18 protein-coding genes are annotated in these 17,686 nt (G+C 33.1%); all 18 read left to right on the top strand.

The genetic code is table 11. The annotated features are described in order from the left end of the window. The first annotated feature begins 71 nt into the window (after positions 1 to 71). The 18 genes from HMPREF9699_RS08680 to HMPREF9699_RS08595 all read left to right on the top strand — a co-directional run bounded on the left by HMPREF9699_RS08680 (position 72) and on the right by HMPREF9699_RS08595 (position 17,677). Complete coding sequence (locus tag HMPREF9699_RS08680; protein WP_002664161.1) at positions 72 to 1,559, top strand: lipopolysaccharide biosynthesis protein; 1,488 nt, start codon at positions 72 to 74, stop codon at positions 1,557 to 1,559. Further along, entirely contained in the window at positions 1,556 to 2,545 is a 990-nt protein-coding gene (locus tag HMPREF9699_RS10840) for a glycosyltransferase family 2 protein (RefSeq protein WP_002664160.1), read from the top strand. The genes HMPREF9699_RS08680 and HMPREF9699_RS10840 overlap by 4 nt, the downstream gene beginning before the upstream one ends. 6 nt (positions 2,546 to 2,551) lie before the next feature. Continuing rightward, positions 2,552 to 3,445 (top strand): glycosyltransferase family 2 protein, encoded by an 894-nt coding sequence (locus HMPREF9699_RS08670; RefSeq protein ID WP_002664159.1) that lies wholly within the window; start codon positions 2,552 to 2,554, stop codon positions 3,443 to 3,445. After that, the gene (locus HMPREF9699_RS08665; protein WP_002664158.1) at positions 3,438 to 4,550 is read left to right on the top strand and encodes a glycosyltransferase family 4 protein; all 1,113 of its coding nucleotides are present in this window, start codon (positions 3,438 to 3,440) and stop codon (positions 4,548 to 4,550) included. Before HMPREF9699_RS08670 ends, HMPREF9699_RS08665 begins: the two co-directional genes overlap by 8 nt. Then, positions 4,547 to 5,644 (top strand): EpsG family protein, encoded by a 1,098-nt coding sequence (locus HMPREF9699_RS08660; protein WP_002664157.1) that lies wholly within the window; start codon positions 4,547 to 4,549, stop codon positions 5,642 to 5,644. Before HMPREF9699_RS08665 ends, HMPREF9699_RS08660 begins: the two co-directional genes overlap by 4 nt. Positions 5,645 to 5,668: 24 nt before the next feature. Continuing rightward, the gene (locus HMPREF9699_RS10835; protein ID WP_002664156.1) at positions 5,669 to 6,463 is read left to right on the top strand and encodes a glycosyltransferase family 2 protein; all 795 of its coding nucleotides are present in this window, start codon (positions 5,669 to 5,671) and stop codon (positions 6,461 to 6,463) included. A 175-nt stretch (positions 6,464 to 6,638) separates the two neighbouring features. Next, positions 6,639 to 7,799 carry a glycosyltransferase family 4 protein gene (locus HMPREF9699_RS08650; RefSeq protein ID WP_002664153.1) on the top strand — a complete coding sequence of 387 codons (1,161 nt, stop codon included), beginning with the start codon at positions 6,639 to 6,641 and terminating at the stop codon, positions 7,797 to 7,799. After that, positions 7,792 to 8,397: a sugar transferase gene (locus HMPREF9699_RS08645; protein ID WP_002664151.1), complete on the top strand. Its 606-nt coding sequence runs from the start codon at positions 7,792 to 7,794 to the stop codon at positions 8,395 to 8,397. The genes HMPREF9699_RS08650 and HMPREF9699_RS08645 overlap by 8 nt, the downstream gene beginning before the upstream one ends. 4 nt (positions 8,398 to 8,401) lie before the next feature. After that, positions 8,402 to 9,376: an ATP-grasp domain-containing protein gene (locus HMPREF9699_RS08640; RefSeq protein WP_034986212.1), complete on the top strand. Its 975-nt coding sequence runs from the start codon at positions 8,402 to 8,404 to the stop codon at positions 9,374 to 9,376. Further along, positions 9,366 to 9,998: an HAD family hydrolase gene (locus HMPREF9699_RS08635; protein WP_002664147.1), complete on the top strand. Its 633-nt coding sequence runs from the start codon at positions 9,366 to 9,368 to the stop codon at positions 9,996 to 9,998. The genes HMPREF9699_RS08640 and HMPREF9699_RS08635 overlap by 11 nt, the downstream gene beginning before the upstream one ends. Before the next feature lie 103 nt (positions 9,999 to 10,101). Next, complete coding sequence (locus HMPREF9699_RS08630; RefSeq protein WP_002664145.1) at positions 10,102 to 11,235, top strand: DegT/DnrJ/EryC1/StrS family aminotransferase; 1,134 nt, start codon at positions 10,102 to 10,104, stop codon at positions 11,233 to 11,235. Between the two features lie 57 nt (positions 11,236 to 11,292). Next, complete coding sequence (locus HMPREF9699_RS08625) at positions 11,293 to 11,778, top strand: SWIM zinc finger family protein (protein ID WP_002664143.1); 486 nt, start codon at positions 11,293 to 11,295, stop codon at positions 11,776 to 11,778. A 90-nt stretch (positions 11,779 to 11,868) separates the two neighbouring features. Further along, entirely contained in the window at positions 11,869 to 13,422 is a 1,554-nt protein-coding gene (locus HMPREF9699_RS08620) for a type I restriction-modification system subunit M (RefSeq protein ID WP_002664141.1), read from the top strand. Next, entirely contained in the window at positions 13,419 to 14,411 is a 993-nt protein-coding gene (locus tag HMPREF9699_RS08615; RefSeq protein ID WP_002664139.1) for a virulence RhuM family protein, read from the top strand. The genes HMPREF9699_RS08620 and HMPREF9699_RS08615 overlap by 4 nt, the downstream gene beginning before the upstream one ends. Positions 14,412 to 14,490: 79 nt before the next feature. Continuing rightward, complete coding sequence (locus HMPREF9699_RS08610; protein WP_002664137.1) at positions 14,491 to 15,204, top strand: Fic family protein; 714 nt, start codon at positions 14,491 to 14,493, stop codon at positions 15,202 to 15,204. Positions 15,205 to 15,210: 6 nt separating this feature from the next. After that, positions 15,211 to 15,462: a hypothetical protein gene (locus HMPREF9699_RS08605; RefSeq protein WP_002664136.1), complete on the top strand. Its 252-nt coding sequence runs from the start codon at positions 15,211 to 15,213 to the stop codon at positions 15,460 to 15,462. 10 nt (positions 15,463 to 15,472) lie between these two features. Then, a complete protein-coding gene (locus HMPREF9699_RS08600) occupies positions 15,473 to 16,630 on the top strand; it encodes a restriction endonuclease subunit S (protein WP_002664134.1) in 1,158 nt (385 codons plus the stop codon). 6 nt (positions 16,631 to 16,636) lie between these two features. Beyond that, a complete protein-coding gene (locus HMPREF9699_RS08595) occupies positions 16,637 to 17,677 on the top strand; it encodes a PDDEXK nuclease domain-containing protein (protein ID WP_002664132.1) in 1,041 nt (346 codons plus the stop codon). The last annotated feature ends 9 nt before the right edge of the window (positions 17,678 to 17,686 follow it).

Below are 17,686 nucleotides of genomic sequence, written 5' to 3'. Positions count from 1 at the left end.
CTATTACAGAAAATGGTAGTATTTAGTACAAGATTATTAATAGACGAATCAGGAACCAAAATTTTTAACTAATGAGTCAAATAAGAATAGGTGCCCTATTATCTTATGTTAACCTTCTTGTAACCAATATTACAGGTATACTAATTACTCCTTTTATTATAAAAAGTTTAGGAGATAGTGATTTTGGACTTTATACATTGATAGGTGCTTTTGTGGGATATCTATCTGTTTTAGATTTGGGATTGAATAATGCTATTGTTCGCTTTGTAGCATTGTATCGTACAGAAGGAAAGATAAAAGAACAAGAGAATTTTTTAGCAATTAGTTTTTTTATTTATGGGATTATTTCTTTGGTGATTGTTCTTTTAGGTCTTGTATTCTATGTTAATGTAGAAAAATTGTTTGAAACTACATTGACAAATGCTGAACTAGAAAAAGCGAAGGTAATGATCTTGATATTAATCTTAAATATAGCAATTACCATACCCGGAGGAGCCTTTGTAGCAATATGTTCGGGCTATGAAAAGTTTATTTTTCCAAGGCTACTTACTTTAATAAAACACATTATAAGGACTGTGCTAGTGGTTATGATACTCAAAAAGGGTTCAGATTCATTAGGGATTGTTATATTGGATACCGTAATGAATGTTTTGTTTATACTTGGAACAGTTGTGTATGTATTTAAAGTATTGAAAATAAAAATAAAGATTCATCAATATAAATTTTCCTATATACAAGAAATATTGCAGTATTCCTTTTGGATTTTTCTTTTTGGGCTTGTTTATCAGTTTCAGTGGCGTACAGGACAAGTGGCTTTAGGGATAAATACGGATACTGTTGTGGTGGCTATTTATGGAGTAGGAGTAACATTAGGAATTTATTACACAACATTTGGTAATGTGATTAATGGTTTACTTTTACCTAGGGCTGTTCGTTTGATAAATCAAGGTTTGTCCAATCAAGAACTTACCATTCAAATGATAAAAGTAGGAAGATTAATTTTGATTCTTTTATTGTATGTTTTGGGTGCTTTTATTATTACGGGAAAAGATTTTGTACATTTGTGGGTGGGCGATACTTATAGTCTATCATGGATAATAGCTTTGCTCATTATGATGGTTTATGTACTTCCTATTAGTCAAGGATTTGGTCATTCTGTTTTAGAAGCTAAAAAATTGGTTAAGTTTAAAACGCTATCTCTTTTTGTGTCTTGCTTTTTAGGTACTGTGTTGGGGATTTGGTTGTCATATGATTATGGAGCTACAGGTATGATAGCAGGTGTTGTCATAGGCTTATTCATTTTACAAAATGTCATGAATGTGTATTATCATAAAGTGGTTAATCTAGATATGTTTCTGTTTTTTAAAAAAGTATATCTACCAATACTTTTGCCATATGGTTTTGTATTGTTTGTTTTTTATTATTTAAATAGATTGTTCTCAGTGAGTTGGTTTAACTTTATATTGATGAATATTATGTATAGTGTTGTTTTTTTGATAGTTATATACATTTTTTATATGAATAAAGAAGAAAAAAAACTAATAATGAGAGGAGTATGATAGATATATCTGTAATTATAACTTGTTTTAATTCTGAGGGTACAATATTAGAAACATTGTATTCTGTTAGTAATCAAACTTATGATAATTGGGAGTGCATTATTGTGGATGATTTTTCTACAGATAGAACCTTGAGTATAGTTGAAGATTTTATTCGTAAAGATCCTAATAAAGGAACTAAGTTTAAACTAATTAAAAACTCTAAAAACTTAGGACGTCCAAAGGTTTTGAATCAAGGAGTTTATTCATCAAAGGGAAAGTATATAATTTTTTTGGATAGTGATGATCTTTTGAAGGATACTTGTTTAGAAAGGAGGATAATGAGTTTTGATGAAAATCTAGATTTTATGGTTTTCCCTAGCAATGAAAGGTTTTTTAAGAAAGTTGGGGATATAAAAGTTAAACCTCATATTATAGATGAATCAAAAGTATTAAAGAACTTTATAACACATAAACTTCCAACTTCTTGGAATATAATGGGGCCTATATGGAAAAAAGAAGCATTATTAAAAATTGGTTGTTTTGATGAGAAATATATTAGATTGGTCGATGTAGAATTGAGTACTCGAGCGTTAATTTATGGTCTAAAATATAAGATAGTATATGGTGAGTCAGATCATTTTTATAGGATAACTTCCTCTAATGTATTAGTAAGAAATAAAAGAAATAGATTCTTTAACGCTTCTTTTACATATATTGAAGAGATATTATTATTTACAAAGAGATATGCTCCAGAAAAGCAAAAAGAAGTGAAAAAATATATGTTTTTGTTTTTTTTATCTGTTTTTTCAATGCTTTTAGTTTCCAAACAGTTTGATAGAGATGATATTATGTCTTTTATCGATTGTGGACGAAAACAGCAATTAATTAAACATAAAGGATGGAATATATTTTTTAGAAACAAAATATTAAATATCACAAGATTACCTGTGATTAGAGGGGGAATTTGGAGAATGGTGCATTTTTATATCTATAAATTAATCTAAAAAATTATGAAAGGAATATCTGTGGTAATTCCTACGCTTCATCGTAGTGAGTTCTTACAAAATACGATTAAAGATTTGTTGATTCAGGATTTTGTTCATCCTTATGAGATTATCATTGTGGATCAATCTACTAACTTTGATAGCATCATTGATGACTATGCTCGTCAATATGATAATATCAAGTACTATCACATTACAGATTTTAGAGGGTTACCAGAGGCTCGTAATTTTGGGTGGCAATGTGCTACTTATGAATATATACTGTATATAGATGATGATATACAATGTGATCAAACGCTTCTCTCAGAACATTTCAAATATCTACAAAAAGAAGATATAGGAGTAGTTGCAGGAGGGATTACAGAGGTACACAAAGAAAATACCGATGTGAAAGTAGGTAAATTTGTAAGTAAGACAGCTAGTCCATTAGCGGGGTTTCATAAAAAAGGTTGTTTTGAAGTGGATCATGCGAAAGGAGCAAACTTTAGTACAAAAAAAGAAATTTTGAAACAAGTAGGAGGTGTAGATGAGAATTTAACCAAAGGAGCAGCTCTGTATGAAGAAACTGATTTTTGCTTGAGAGTAAAAAAAATGGGATATAAAATTTTGTTTAATAGTCAGGCACATTTGTATCATTTAGCAGCCGCTACAGGTGGGTGTAGAGTGGAAGAAATAGAAAAGTATTTATACTCTTTGGTAAGAAATAGGTCATTAATCATAGAAAGACATATTAAAGGATTTAATAAAATGTCTTCTGAATTGTATTTACTTAAATTAGTCTTAGCTTATGTGTGGGCATATAAGAAGAAGTCTCTTTTGAATATTTACCACGCAGCAAGAAAAGAAGGGAAAATAGCAGGGAAAACCTCAGTAAAATGTACTACATATAGAGATGAATAAAAGACAACTCATTATATTTTCTTATGACTATCCTCCATCTAATGGAGGTATTGCTCGCTTATGTCAAGAGATAGCGGCAAGAATGAATCAGTACTATGATACAGTAAAAGTACTAACTGTAAATAAACAAGGAATTAGTCATCCATATAATTATGATCAAGTAGAAATAGTAAAATTGCCTCAAAAAAGAGGAAAAAGAGAATGGAGTGCTTGGAAATATTTAAAGGCTTTACCTAATAAAGATAAGATAGATGTTTTATGTGGATTATGGCATCCTGAGGCTTGTTTATGTCTTATGGCAGGAATAAAAAATATATATGTATTGGCTCACGGTACAGAGTTATTAGCAGGAGCTTCTACATTCAGAAAAAAAGTATGGTTGCCATACTATGCAAAATGGGTTTTAGGTTCGGTGAAGAGAGTAATTGCCAATAGTTTTTATACTTTAGAGTTGGTGAAGAAGATTCATCCAAGAGCAAATGCTGTTGCACTGCCTTTGGCGGTGAATCATCATTATTTTAAACCTTTGTTAAAAAATAAAATAGACTCAAATTTGAAATTATGCACTGTTTCCAGAGTGTTACAATTTAAAGGGCATGATTTCATAGCTCGTACAATAGCATCTCTTCCCGATTCTTTTAGAGAAAAATTGCATTGGAATATAGCAGGAACGGGAGAATATTTGAATGATATCAAAGCATTGGTAAAACAACTAAAAATAGAGGATATAGTTACTTTTGAAGGGTTTGTTTCCGATGAAAAATTGCCTCAGTTTTATAATGAGAATGATGTATTTGTACTTTGTACCAGAGCTTCCGAAGATAGTAGTCAAGTAGAAGGTTTTGGCTTGGTTTTTTTAGAAGCACAGGCCTGTGGTATCCCCGCTATAGGAACCCGTACAGGCGGAATACCAGATGCTGTAAAAAATGAAAAAGGAGGTTGGCTGATAGAGCAAGATAACCAACAACAGTTGAGAGATTTAATAATACGATTACTTAAAGAACCTTCGCTTGCTTCAGAAATGGGAATAAAGGCAAGGAAAAGAGTAGAGACAGAAGCTACTTGGCAATTGTACTGTGAAAGACTTAATGAATATCTGAAATGATTCCAGTAGAGTATTATTCCACAGTGTATTATATAGTTTTGTCTGTTATCGTTCTTATGATGGTATTACCTTTAATAAACTATCGTAGCTTAGAGATGAAAAATTATGATTCTCTTACTAATAACTTTTATAGTGCGGTATTATTGTTATTTACCATACTTTTCATAGGTCTGAGAGATCCTATGGGAAGTTGGAAGTATCTAGGAGATACCTCTGCATATACAGCCATGTATATGAAGGGTGAAATGCCAACATCAGAAAATTCTAAAGATATATTTTTTGATTGGTTTCTATATCTTTGTTCACAGTTTTTATCGGTTCAATTTTTTTATTTGTTTTGTGCAGTATTGTATGTATTTCTACCTTATTTAGCGTTTAAAAAATGGTTTGGCAATAGAGCGTGGTTAGCACTTTTAGTTTATGTTACGGCAATGTCTTTTTGGGCATTTGGAATTAATGGATTAAGAAATGGATTAGCAGCTGCATTTTTTATTTATGGAATATCATATATTAAAGTACCACTCAAGTTATTTTTTTGGTTTTTATGTTCATTTTTATTTCATAAATCTATGGCATTACCAATAGTAGCGTTCTTTTTAGCAAAGTACATTAAAAATACCAAGTTATTGATTGTGCTTTGGGGGCTTAGTATTCCTATTGCTTTTATGTTTGGGAATAAATTAGATAGTGCTATTACCTCTTTTTTTCAGTTGTTAAATATAGAGGATTCAAGGACTAGTAACTTATATGTAGATGAAATAGATGGTGCTGAGATGTCTCGTGCTTTTCGTTTGGATTTTATTTTATACAGTGCTGTGGCAATAGTTTTAGGAGGGTATTATATTTTCAAAAGGAAATTTTTTCAAAAATTCTATATTGCGTTATATCATACTTATCTGATTTCTAATATGGTGTGGATAATAATGATTTATGCTGCTTATACGAATAGGATAGCTTATCTGTCTTGGTTTATCATGCCTCTAATTTTAGTTTTTCCATTATTGACGAATACTATAGTAAAAAAGCAAATGAAATGGATATTTTTTATTATACTCGGAAGTTTATCTTTTACCTTGCTGATGTTTTTCAAATAAAAATCTAACTTAAAATAATTACTTATGTTAATATCAATAACAATACCTGTTTATAATAATATAGAAGGTCTTGAAATCTCACTCCAGAGTATTATAAATCAAACATATACTAATTGGGAAGTGACTGTGGTAGATGATGGTTCTAAAGAGAATCACGGGCAAGTTATTGATAAATTTAATGATAATAGAATTCACTTTTATAGATTGCAAAAAAATGGAGGAAGAGCAGTAGCAAGGCAGAAAACATTTGAGATGATACGAGGAGATTTTTGTGCTTTCTTAGATGCAGGAGATTGCTATGAGCCTGATTTTTTGGAAAATGCAATTGAATACCTGTCAAAAGGAGATTTGTTAGGTGTCTCTCAAAATTTGAAGATTGTATATAAAGAAATGATATATCTGACTAAATATGAACAAGAAAAAGTTATTGACATCAAGTCTCCATATTATCAGAAAATGGCATTTGCTTCAACTATAATTAAAGCAGATATATGTAGAGGTTATAAATTTCCCTCTTTTTTAAAACATTCTGAAGATAGATATTTTCTAAACTATATAGCCAAAAACTATGAAGGTAAAATAATGTTGCTTAATACGAATAGTTATATCTATCATCAGGGAAATGATAACATAAAGGTGTCTACTACTTTTAAAAAATATAAGTATGATAGCTTAAGATTATTCAAAGAAGGTAAATATTTTCGTGCTTTTTTAAGATATATACAGGCATTTATCGGTGCTTTATTACATTTTTTTGGAGGGTATGAATATTTACTGAAAAAACGATATGGTTATAATATGAATGGTAATATAAATTAAATATTCATTAATAACGAAATTTAATTTTTTTATTATGAGCGGAATCAAGGGATTAATATATAAAAAAGCAGATTTGTTGTCTAAACAGCATTCGGAAGAAATGAATTTGAAAATTATTCATCCAAAACATTATGGAAAAAAAATTAATATATATTATATACAATAAATATAGCCGATGAATCGAATTAAACTCTTCCGTATAACCACCGTCCCTATTTCTTTGAAGACCTTACTGAAAGGACAGCATCGTTTCATGTCTGATAACGGATTTGAAGTGGTGGGAGTGTCTTCTTTTGGAAAAGAATTAGGTGAGGTTTCAGAAGATGAGGGCATTCGTACCATGGCTATTGAAATGTCAAGGCAAATCACTCCTTTACAAGATTTGAAGTCGCTTTGGAAAATATGGAATTTTTTAAGAAAAGAAAAACCACAAATTGTACATTCCATTACTCCTAAAGCAGGATTGCTCTCAATGTTAGCAGCAAAGATGGCAGGTGTACCTATAAGATTACACACATTTACGGGGCTTATTTTTCCGTCAAAAAAAGGAATGATGCAAAAACTACTTATCCAAATGGATAGATTGTTGTGTTGGGCAGCAACTCATGTTTATCCTGAGGGAGAAGGAGTTAAAAAAGATTTGATTAAGTATAGAATTACATCAAAACCTTTAAAGGTAATAGCCAATGGTAATGTGAACGGAATAAATACTGAGCACTTCTCTCCTGAGAGCATTTCTGACCAAGAAAAACAAGAGTTAAAAAAGACATTGAATATACAACCTGATGATTTTGTTTTTATTTTTGTGGGTAGATTGGTATGTGACAAGGGAATTAATGAACTCATAACCGCTTTTTCAGAACTCAGATTACCTGATACCAAGCTTCTCTTGGTAGGAGGAGAGGAAAAGGATTTAGATCCCCTTCAAACTAAGACTATTCAGGAAATAGAGAGGAATAAAAATATCATAGCGGTTGGTTTTCAAAAGGATGTGCGTCCGTATTTTGCTATTTCGGACTGCTTAGCTTTCCCAAGTTACCGCGAAGGCTTTCCTAATGTGGTGATGCAAGCAGGGGCGATGGGATTGCCAAGTATTGTTTCCGATATCAATGGTTGTAATGAAATTATAGCGGAAGGAGAAAATGGATGCATTATCCCTTCCAAATCTGTAGAAGAACTGAAACTAGCAATGAAGAAAATGAGAGAGGATAAATCGTTGTATTATTCGTTGCAACAAAACAGTCGTAGAATGATTGTGGAAAGGTACCAACAAGAAGCAGTTTGGAAGGCTCTTTTAGAGGAGTATAACTTTTTAATAGCAGGGAGAAATGTATAAAACTTTCATAAAACCCTTTTTGGATTTCATTTTGGCACTCATTGGATTTTTACTGTTGAGTCCTGTGTTTATTATAGTTACGATAGGCTTGTTTTTTGCCAATCAAGGAAAGCCGTTTTTCTTTCAGCTGAGACCCGGGAAAGATGGGAAGATTTTCAAAATCATCAAGTTCAAAACGATGAACGATAAAAAAGATGAACACGGAAATTTACTTCCTGATGCGGATCGGTTAACAAAAGTTGGTAGTTTTGTACGCAAGACCTCTTTAGATGAAATTCCGCAACTACTGAATGTCATCAAAGGCGATATGAGTTTGATAGGGCCAAGACCACTCCTACCGTCTTATTTGGCATTGTACAATGATTTTCAGCGCAGAAGAAATGAGGTAAAACCAGGAATTACGGGTTGGGCACAGGTCAATGGAAGAAATAGTATCAGTTGGGAGAAAAAATTTGAATACGATGTTTGGTATGTGGATCATATCAGTTTCGCATTAGATTTTAAAATATTATGGCTTACAGTTCTTAAAGTTCTCAAATCTGAGGGCATCAATGAACAGGGACAAGCCACATCAGAAGAATTTAAAGGAAATGATTGAAAAAATGGACAAAAACAATATATTAATAACTTCGGCAGGTCAGAGGGTCTCTTTGGTAAAAGCTTTTAAAAAAGAACTTAAAGCTATATATCCTGAATCCAATGTTTATACAGTAGATTTAAATCCTATTTTGGCTCCTGCTTGTCATATTTCTGATGGTTATAAGAAAATAGTGAGTGTAACAGATGAGAATTATATTTCTGAATTGATAGAGATATGTAAAGAATGGCAAATAAAATTAATTATTCCTACAATTGATACAGAACTTTTGATTCTTTCAAAGAATAAAGAGAAATTTGTTGAAAATGGAATCGTTCCCGTTGTTTCTGATTTAGATTTTGTTAAAAAATGTAGAGATAAAAGATTAATTAATGAGTTTTTTGTGGAAAATTCCATTGAAATACCTAAAAATATTGATAAAGAAAATCTTTCGTTTCCGCTATTCATAAAACCTTATGATGGTTCTTTGAGTAAAGATGTTTTTCTAGTAAAAAATAGGTCCGAACTCACTGATTATCATTTGAGTAATAATAAGTTTATGTTTATGGAATATATAGATCATAATGTTTATGATGAATATACAGTGGATACTTATTATGATAAAAATAGTAAGTTGAAATGTGCTGTTCCACGAAAGAGAATTTTTGTTCGTGCAGGGGAAATTAACAAAGGGGTTACAAAGAAGAATGAAATTATTAGCTATATTAAGGATAAGTTGTTAAAAATAGATGGTGCTTATGGATGTATTACGATGCAATTTTTCTTTAATCAAGATACTAAAAAAATGATAGGTATAGAGATCAATCCTCGCTTTGGAGGAGGGTATCCTTTGAGTTATCTTTCAGGTGCAAATTATCCTTTATTTTTAATAAAAGAATATTTTCAAAATTCAGATATTGAGTATTTTGAAGATTGGGAAGATAATTTATTGATGCTCCGTTATGATGATGAAGTTTTAGTAAGAAATTATGAGAGATAAATGTGTGATTTTTGACTTGGATGACACCTTAATGTATGAAATAGATTATTTAAAATCAGCCTATCAAGAGATTGCAAAAAAAATATCTATTGATGAGTATGATGCAATGATTTCTTTATATCGGCAGGGAAAAGATGTATTTTTGTATTTGGAACAAAAATTTGGAATAGAAAAACAAATTCTTCTTAATATGTATAGAGAACATTTTCCCAATATAGTTTTAACAAATGATACTTTGGAAGTGTTGAATTCTCTCCATAACAAAGGATATATATTAGGGTTAATTACTGATGGGCGTTCTGTAACACAAAGAAATAAAATCAAAGCTCTTGGTATAGAAAATTTTTTTAGTGAAATTGTCATTTCTGAAGAGTTTGGAACAGAAAAGCCCAATAGAAAAAATTATGAAATTTTTCACCAGTATAGTGTAAAGGATTATTTTTATATAGGAGATAACATAAAGAAAGATTTTATAACACCTAATTGTTTAGGATGGAAGACAATTTGTTTGCTTAATCAAGGTTATAATATTCATTCGCAGGATTTTGAAAAATTTACAGAAGAGTATCAGCCTCACTATAAAATAAAAAACATAAAAAAAGTATTGTCTATTATTTTATAGATGTAAAAATTTGACAAACAAAATAAATTTTTTTCTAAAATATTTTCACATTTCTATATTAAAACACACTGCAATAGTGCAAAATTGCGAAAAACAAAATAAGATGAACACAAAAATATGGCTTTCCTCTCCGCATATGGGAGGTAATGAACTCAAATACATACACGAGGCTTTTGATGAAAATTGGGTAGCACCTCTAGGGCCGAATGTTAATAATTTTGAGCTAGATTTAGAGAAATTTATTGGAGAAAATACTAAGATTGCTGCCCTCTCGGCAGGTACGGCTGCTTTGCATTTGGCATTGATTATTCTCGGAGTAAAGGCAGGAGATGAGGTGATTTGCCAAAGTATGACTTTCTCCGCATCGGCAAATCCTATTGCCTATCAAGGGGCAACACCCGTATTCATCGATAGCGAACCCGAGACTTGGAATATGTGTCCGCAGGCTTTGGAAGAGGCTATCCAAGACCGCATCGTCAAAGGGAAAAAGCCCAAAGCGATTATCGTGGTGCATCTCTATGGAATGCCAGCAAAATTGGACGAGATTTTAAGCATTGCCCAAAAATACGAAATTCCAGTAGTGGAAGATGTAGCAGAGGCACTTGGAAGTACTTATAAAGGGCAAAAATGCGGTTCGTTTGGAGAAATGTCTATTTTGAGTTTCAATGGAAATAAAATCATAACCACTTCGGGAGGAGGTGCTTTGGTGTGCAAAACGCAGGAACAGAAAGACCAAGCTGTATTTCTTTCCACTCAGGCAAGGGATAATGCTCCGCACTATCAGCATTCGCATATTGGGTACAACTATAGAATGAGTAATATTTCGGCGGGAATCGGTCGAGGGCAAATGGAAGTTTTGGAGGAAAGGATTGCTCAAAGAAGAGCCAATCACGATTTTTACAAAGCACTTTTCAAAGATATAGAAGGCGTAACTTTGTTTACGGAGCCGTCTTCGGATTTTTATTCCAACCATTGGCTTTCGGCGATTGTCATTGATGAGGACAAAGCAGGGTTCCATCGTGAAGACTTGCGTTTGAAGTTTTTAGAGGAAAATATCGAGTCGCGTCCGTTATGGAAGCCGATGCACTTACAACCCATCTTTGCCGATGCCCCTTACTACGGTGGAAAAGTATCCGAAACCCTTTTTGACAACGGACTTTGCTTACCATCAGGCTCCAATATGACCGATGAAGAAAGAGAAAGGATAGCCAAGGTAATTATGGAAATGAAAAGGTAAGTACCATATAATAAAAAGATTTATTTAACTTTTTATTTAATTAGAAATTCTTTAAGGATGCAAAACAAAAAGCAATCAAAAGGAGATGATCCTATTCTGCTAAAAGATCAAAAAATTGATTTAAAAGAAGTACAAGAGTTTAAATTATATCATCGTTTGATGTATGGTGAGGTGGTGATAGAAAAATTGGATTTTACCCATCTGAAAACTCAAACAAGAGAATGGAGAACTTATAAACAAGAATTTGTGTTTGATTCTCAGATTAATAACTTAATAACTACTTGTACCTGTGGAAAGAAAAATGTTTTTTGTGAGCATCGCTATGCTGTTTTAGAAGAAATAATACACCGATTCGGGGACGACTTTTTCATAGATGATTTCGTGAAGAGACACACCGAAAAAAGACTTGCTCAGTACGGACTTTCTTTGGATGATGATGATAAGCAAATTATTGATTTTGAATTGACAACGAAAGGATTGGTGGAAATTCCGAAAGTGAAAAATCTAAAATCAGTAAATAATTTTTCGCTATTGCTCGTTTAAAATCAGAAATTCTTGAGGTGCCAATGATATCAAAGAGTTGTTTGGATAAGAGGAGGCATTTTATTAATTTTGGGAACTGATTAATAAAAAATGACCAATAAAGAACAACAGCAAAGAGCAGCCTTACAAAATCAAATTTGGAAAATAGCCAACGAAGTTCGTGGAGCCGTAGATGGCTGGGATTTTAAACAATTCGTATTAGGAACGCTTTTCTATCGTTTTATCAGTGAGAATTTTACCAATTTCATAGAAAATGGTGATGAAAGCGTGAATTACGCCTCTCTTTCGGATGATGTTATCACGCCTGAAATTAAAGATGATGCAGTGAAAAGCAAGGGATATTTCATTTATCCCAGTCAGTTATTTGTCAATATTGCTAAAAATGCCAATACTAACGAAACCCTTAATACCGATTTGGCAAACATATTCAGAGAGATAGAAAATTCCGCCAGTGGCTATGCGTCAGAACACGATATTAAAGGTTTGTTTGCCGATTTTGACACCACTAGCAATCGCCTCGGGAATACCGTAGCCGACAAAAACAAACGATTGGCTGCCGTGATAAAAGGCGTAGAAGCCTTAGACTTTGGTAATTTTGAAGAAAACCAAATAGACCTCTTTGGTGATGCTTATGAGTTTTTGATTTCCAACTATGCTGCCAATGCAGGAAAATCAGGAGGGGAGTTTTTCACACCACAGAGTGTTTCAAAGCTGATTTCTCAATTGGCGATGCACAAGCAAACTTCAGTCAATAAAATTTATGACCCTGCCTGTGGTTCGGGTTCGCTCTTGCTTCAAGCCAAAAAACATTTTGATGCCCATCTCATTGAAGACGGATTCTTCGGGCAGGAAATCAACCATACCACCTACAACCTAGCTCGTATGAATATGTTTTTGCATAATATCAATTACGATAAATTTGATATTTCTTTGGGCGATACACTGCTTAATCCGATGTATGGAGACCAAAAACCTTTTGATGCCATCGTATCTAATCCGCCGTATTCTGTGAATTGGATAGGAAGCGATGACCCTACACTTATCAATGATGACCGCTTTGCTCCCGCAGGAGTACTCGCCCCTAAATCAAAAGCAGATTTTGCCTTTGTGCTTCACGCGTTGCACTATCTTTCTGCCAAAGGAAGAGCCGCGATTGTGTGTTTCCCTGGGATTTTTTACCGAGGGGGTGCCGAGCAGAAAATCCGTAAATATTTGGTAGATAATAATTTTGTGGAGACGGTTATTGCTTTGGCTCCGAATCTTTTCTATGGAACCAGCATTGCCGTGAATATTTTGGTACTGTCCAAATCAAAAACGGATACCCAAACCCAATTTATCAATGCTAATGGCGAACATTTCTTCAAGAAAGAAACCAATAACAATATCCTCACCGATGAGCATATCACTAAAATTATTGACCTTTTTGATAAAAAAGAAAATGTAAACCACATTGCTGCATCGGTGGAAAATAGTACCATCGCTGAAAACGATTATAACCTCTCGGTAAGTGCTTATGTAGAAGCCGAAGACACCCGCGAAGTGATTGACATCGTAAAACTCAACGCCGAAATTACCCAAATAGTAGCCAAACAAACCGAGTTGCGTAACCAAATTGATGAGATTATAGCACAATTAAGCCTATGAAAGAATTAAGTTATTTACTATATAATACGCCAGAAGAAGCCATTTCGGTAAGCGTCATCATAAAAGATGAAACTATTTGGCTGACTCAAAAGGCTATGGCTCAACTCTTTGGAGTAGAAACACCAGCGATTTCAAAACATCTTTCTAATATTTTTTCGGAAGGAGAATTACAACAAGATGCAACTATTTCCAAAATGGAAATAGTTCAATTGGAAGGTAGTCGTAATATTAAACGCCTCATTGATTTCTATAATCTTGACGCTATTATTTCGGTGGGCTATCGTGTCAATTCACGCAAGGCAACCAATTTTAGGATTTGGGCAACAAGCATCCTCAAAGAATATATGACCAAAGGCTTCACAATGGATGATGAACGACTCAAACAAGGAAAAGCAGCCTTTGGTAAAGATTATTTTAAAGAATTATTAGAGCGAGTTCGTTCCATTCGTGCAAGTGAGCGAAGAATATGGCTACAAATTACCGATATTTTTCAGGAATGTAGTTTGGATTATGATAAGGACTCTGAAATCACGCAAGATTTTTATGCAATGGTTCAAAATAAATTTCATTATGCCATTACAGGGAAAACTGCTGCGGAAATTATTCATACATCTGCTGACAGAACCAAAGAAAATATGGGGCTGACTACTTGGAAAAATGCCCCTGATGGCAGAATATTAAAAAGTGATGTTACCATTGCCAAAAACTATCTCAATGAAAAAGAAATAAAACAATTAGAACGCTCCGTAACAGGATACTTTGATTATATTGAAGATTTGATTGAGCGAGAAAATACCTTTACGATGGAACAATTTGCTACAAGTATCAACGAATTTTTGGCATTTAGAAAGTACCAAATTTTGGAAGGGAAAGGGCGAATTTCAAAAAAACAAGCCGAAACTAAAGCCAAAGCGGAGTATGATGAGTTTAATAAAACCCAAAAAATAATTTCTGATTTTGAAAAAAGTTTAAAATCATCACACCATTAGAAATTGTCTAACAAAAAAATGAAAACAAAATTGTGTAACCAAATTGATGAGATTATAGCACAATTAGAAACCGTGTAAAATGTTATTAGAACGATTATCACAAGAGAAGCAAAGCAAAATAAAAGGCGGTATTTATCACCGAACCCAGATTGATTTTTGCTATAACACCAATCATATTGAGGGAAGCAAACTTTCTCAAGAGCAAACACGCCATATCTTTGAAACCAATACCATTGGAGGGACAGAGCAAGGCATTCGCGTTGATGATATTATAGAAACCGCCAACCATTTCCGTGCGTTTGATTTTATGTTGGAAAACGCTCTTGAACCACTTTCCCCAGAAATGATAAAGGAATTTCACGCTATTTTGAAAGCAAGTACTTCCGATAGTAGAAAGGATTGGTTTGCGGTGGGTGATTACAAAAAACTACCCAATGAAGTAGGTGGCAACCCTACCACGGCACCCGAAAATGTGGCTCGTGAAATGGCTGATTTATTGGCTCAATACCACCAAAAAGAGGAAAAAACTTTGCGTGATTTGGTGGATTTTCATTATCGTTTTGAAGCCATTCACCCTTTTCAAGATGGAAACGGACGCGTAGGTAGGCTTATTCTTTTTAAAGAATGTTTAGCCAATGAGATGGTGCCGTTTATCATCACCGAAGAACTCAAATTCTTTTATTACAGAGGATTGCAAAATTGGCTACAAGTAGAGGGCTATTTGTTAGACACTTGCCTAACGGCACAAGATGAATACAAACGATTGTTAGATTATTTTAGAGTGAGTTATTAAAAAATTATGGAAGAGCAAAACATCATCATTTATAAAACCCAAGACGGCAAGGTGAGGCTTTCGCTTTATGCACGTGATGGGTCGGTATGGATGAATCAAAATCAAATTGCCGAACTTTTTGATACCTCTGTGCCAAACATCAGTATGCATATATCTAATATATTGAATGATAATGAATTAGAAGTAAATTCAGTTATTAAGAATTACTTAACAACTGCCACTGATAGTAAAAATTTTAAATGTTCAATTAACAATTAATAATTAATCAATGAACCGCATAGAAAATTTACTACAAGGGCAAAAAGTAGAATGGAGAACGCTGGGGGAGGTGGCGGAATTGAAAAGAGGGAGAGTTATTTCCAAAACATATTTAACTGAAAATATCGGAGATTTTCCTGTATATAGTTCGCAAACAATGAACAACGGAGAAATTGGTAAAATTGATACCTTTGATTTTGAGGGAGATTATCTGACTTGGACAACTGACGGAGCTTATGCAGGAACAATCTTCAAAAGAAAAGGAAAATTTAGCATTACCAATGTTTGTGGTTTAATCGATGTGAATAAGGATGTTTTAAATCTTGATTTTTTATTTCATTGGTTAAGCATCACTACAAAAAAATATGTTTATTCTGGAATGGGAAACCCTAAACTAATGAGCAATCAAATTGCCAAAATCCCCATCCCCCTCCCACCTTTAGCCGTCCAAAAAGAGATAGCCAACATTTTGGATACCTTTACCAAGCTGGAAGCGGAGCTGGAAGCGGAGCTGGACTGCCGCAAGCGGCAGTATCATCATTATCGGGATACTTTGCTTACTTTTGGAAATGAAGTAGAATGGAAAACACTGGGGGAGGTGTGTGGTTTTAGAAATGGATTTGCATTCCAAAGTAAAAAATTTCAAGATGAAGGAGAACCCATTTTAAGAATTGGAAATATTCAAAATCAAAGCATACAACTTGATGACTTAAAATATTTCAACAAAAAAGACTACAAACAAAATTTGAAACCTTTTGAAATCAAAAATGGTGATATTTTAATTGCAATGTCTGGGGCTACAACAGGAAAAGTTGGTATTTTGAAATCTGAAAAAACTTTTTACTTAAATCAGCGAGTTGGTAAGTTTGAACCTTTTGAGGGGGTATTACATAGTCGTTATTTATATCATTATTTACTTTCGAAAACAAATGATTTGTATATTCTTGCGGGCGGGGGTGCTCAACCAAATTTAAGTTCAACTATGATAATGGAAAAAATCAAAATCCCCCTCCCGTCATTAGAAGAGCAAAGAAGAATTGTAAATATATTAGACAAGTTTGATACGCTTACCAATTCTATTACGGAGGGGCTTCCCAAAGAAATAGAATTAAGAAGAAAACAATATGAATATTATAGAGAAAAATTGTTGTCTTTTAACAAAGATTAGATGTAAATGAACAAAAATAAGAATATACAACATACAGATGCTCTTTTTTCTGATTTGTGTTCGCTTATTGATTCGAGCAAAAATCGAGTTGCCGTATTTGTAAACTCGGAGGTTATTTTAATGAATTGGCATATTGGTAAACGCATAAAAGAAAATGTTCTTCATAATAAACGAGCAGAATATGGCAAGGAAGTGATAAAAAATATATCCTTAAAATTGACCGAAAAATACGGAAAGGGTTGGGGTGAAAAGCATTTGCAGCATTGTCTACGCAGTGCCGAGGCTTTTTCGGAAGAGGAAATTCACTACGCAATGCGTAGACAATTATCTTGGACACACATTCGTACATTTTCATATATTGAAGACTCCCTAAAACGCCTTTTTTATATAGAAATGTGCATCATAGAGCATTGGAACACAAGAACATTAGACAAAAAAATAGGCGAACAATTATATGAACGGACAGCGATAAGCAAAAAACCTGAAAACATCATAAAGGCAGAACTATCACAAATAAGAAATACACAACAATTGACCCCCGATTTGGTATTTAGAAATACTTATTTTCTCAATATGCTTGGGCTTCCTGATATTTTTTCTGAAAAAGATTTAGAAACAGCAATACTCAATCAAATTCAAGATTTTATAAAAGAATTAGGGACTGATTTTGCCTTTTTAGACCGACAAAAACGCATTACCATAGACCAGACAGATTATTTTATGGATTTGTTATTTTATCATCGTGGTTTGAGAAGATTGGTAGTTATTGAATTAAAATTAGGAAAATTTAAACCCGAATATGAAGGTCAAATGTTATTGTATCTAAGGTATTTAGATAAAAACGAAAGAAGAGAAAACGAAGATTCTCCCATTGGGCTTATCCTCTGCTCAGAGGGAAATACAGAGCATATAGAATATTTTATGTTAGAAGATTCTAATATAAAAGTAGCCCAATATTACACGCAATTGCCCGATAAAAAATTACTTCAAGAAAAATTACACAGAGCAATACAAATAGCCAAAGAAATTTCAATAAACAAGAAATAACCAATAATT

Origin of the sequence: Bergeyella zoohelcum ATCC 43767 (genome assembly GCF_000301075.1) — a bacterium.
GTDB classification, from domain to species: domain Bacteria; phylum Bacteroidota; class Bacteroidia; order Flavobacteriales; family Weeksellaceae; genus Bergeyella; species Bergeyella zoohelcum.
The sequence above is the reverse complement of the archived record's forward strand: the minus strand, read 5'-3'. Positions and strand labels throughout refer to the sequence as shown.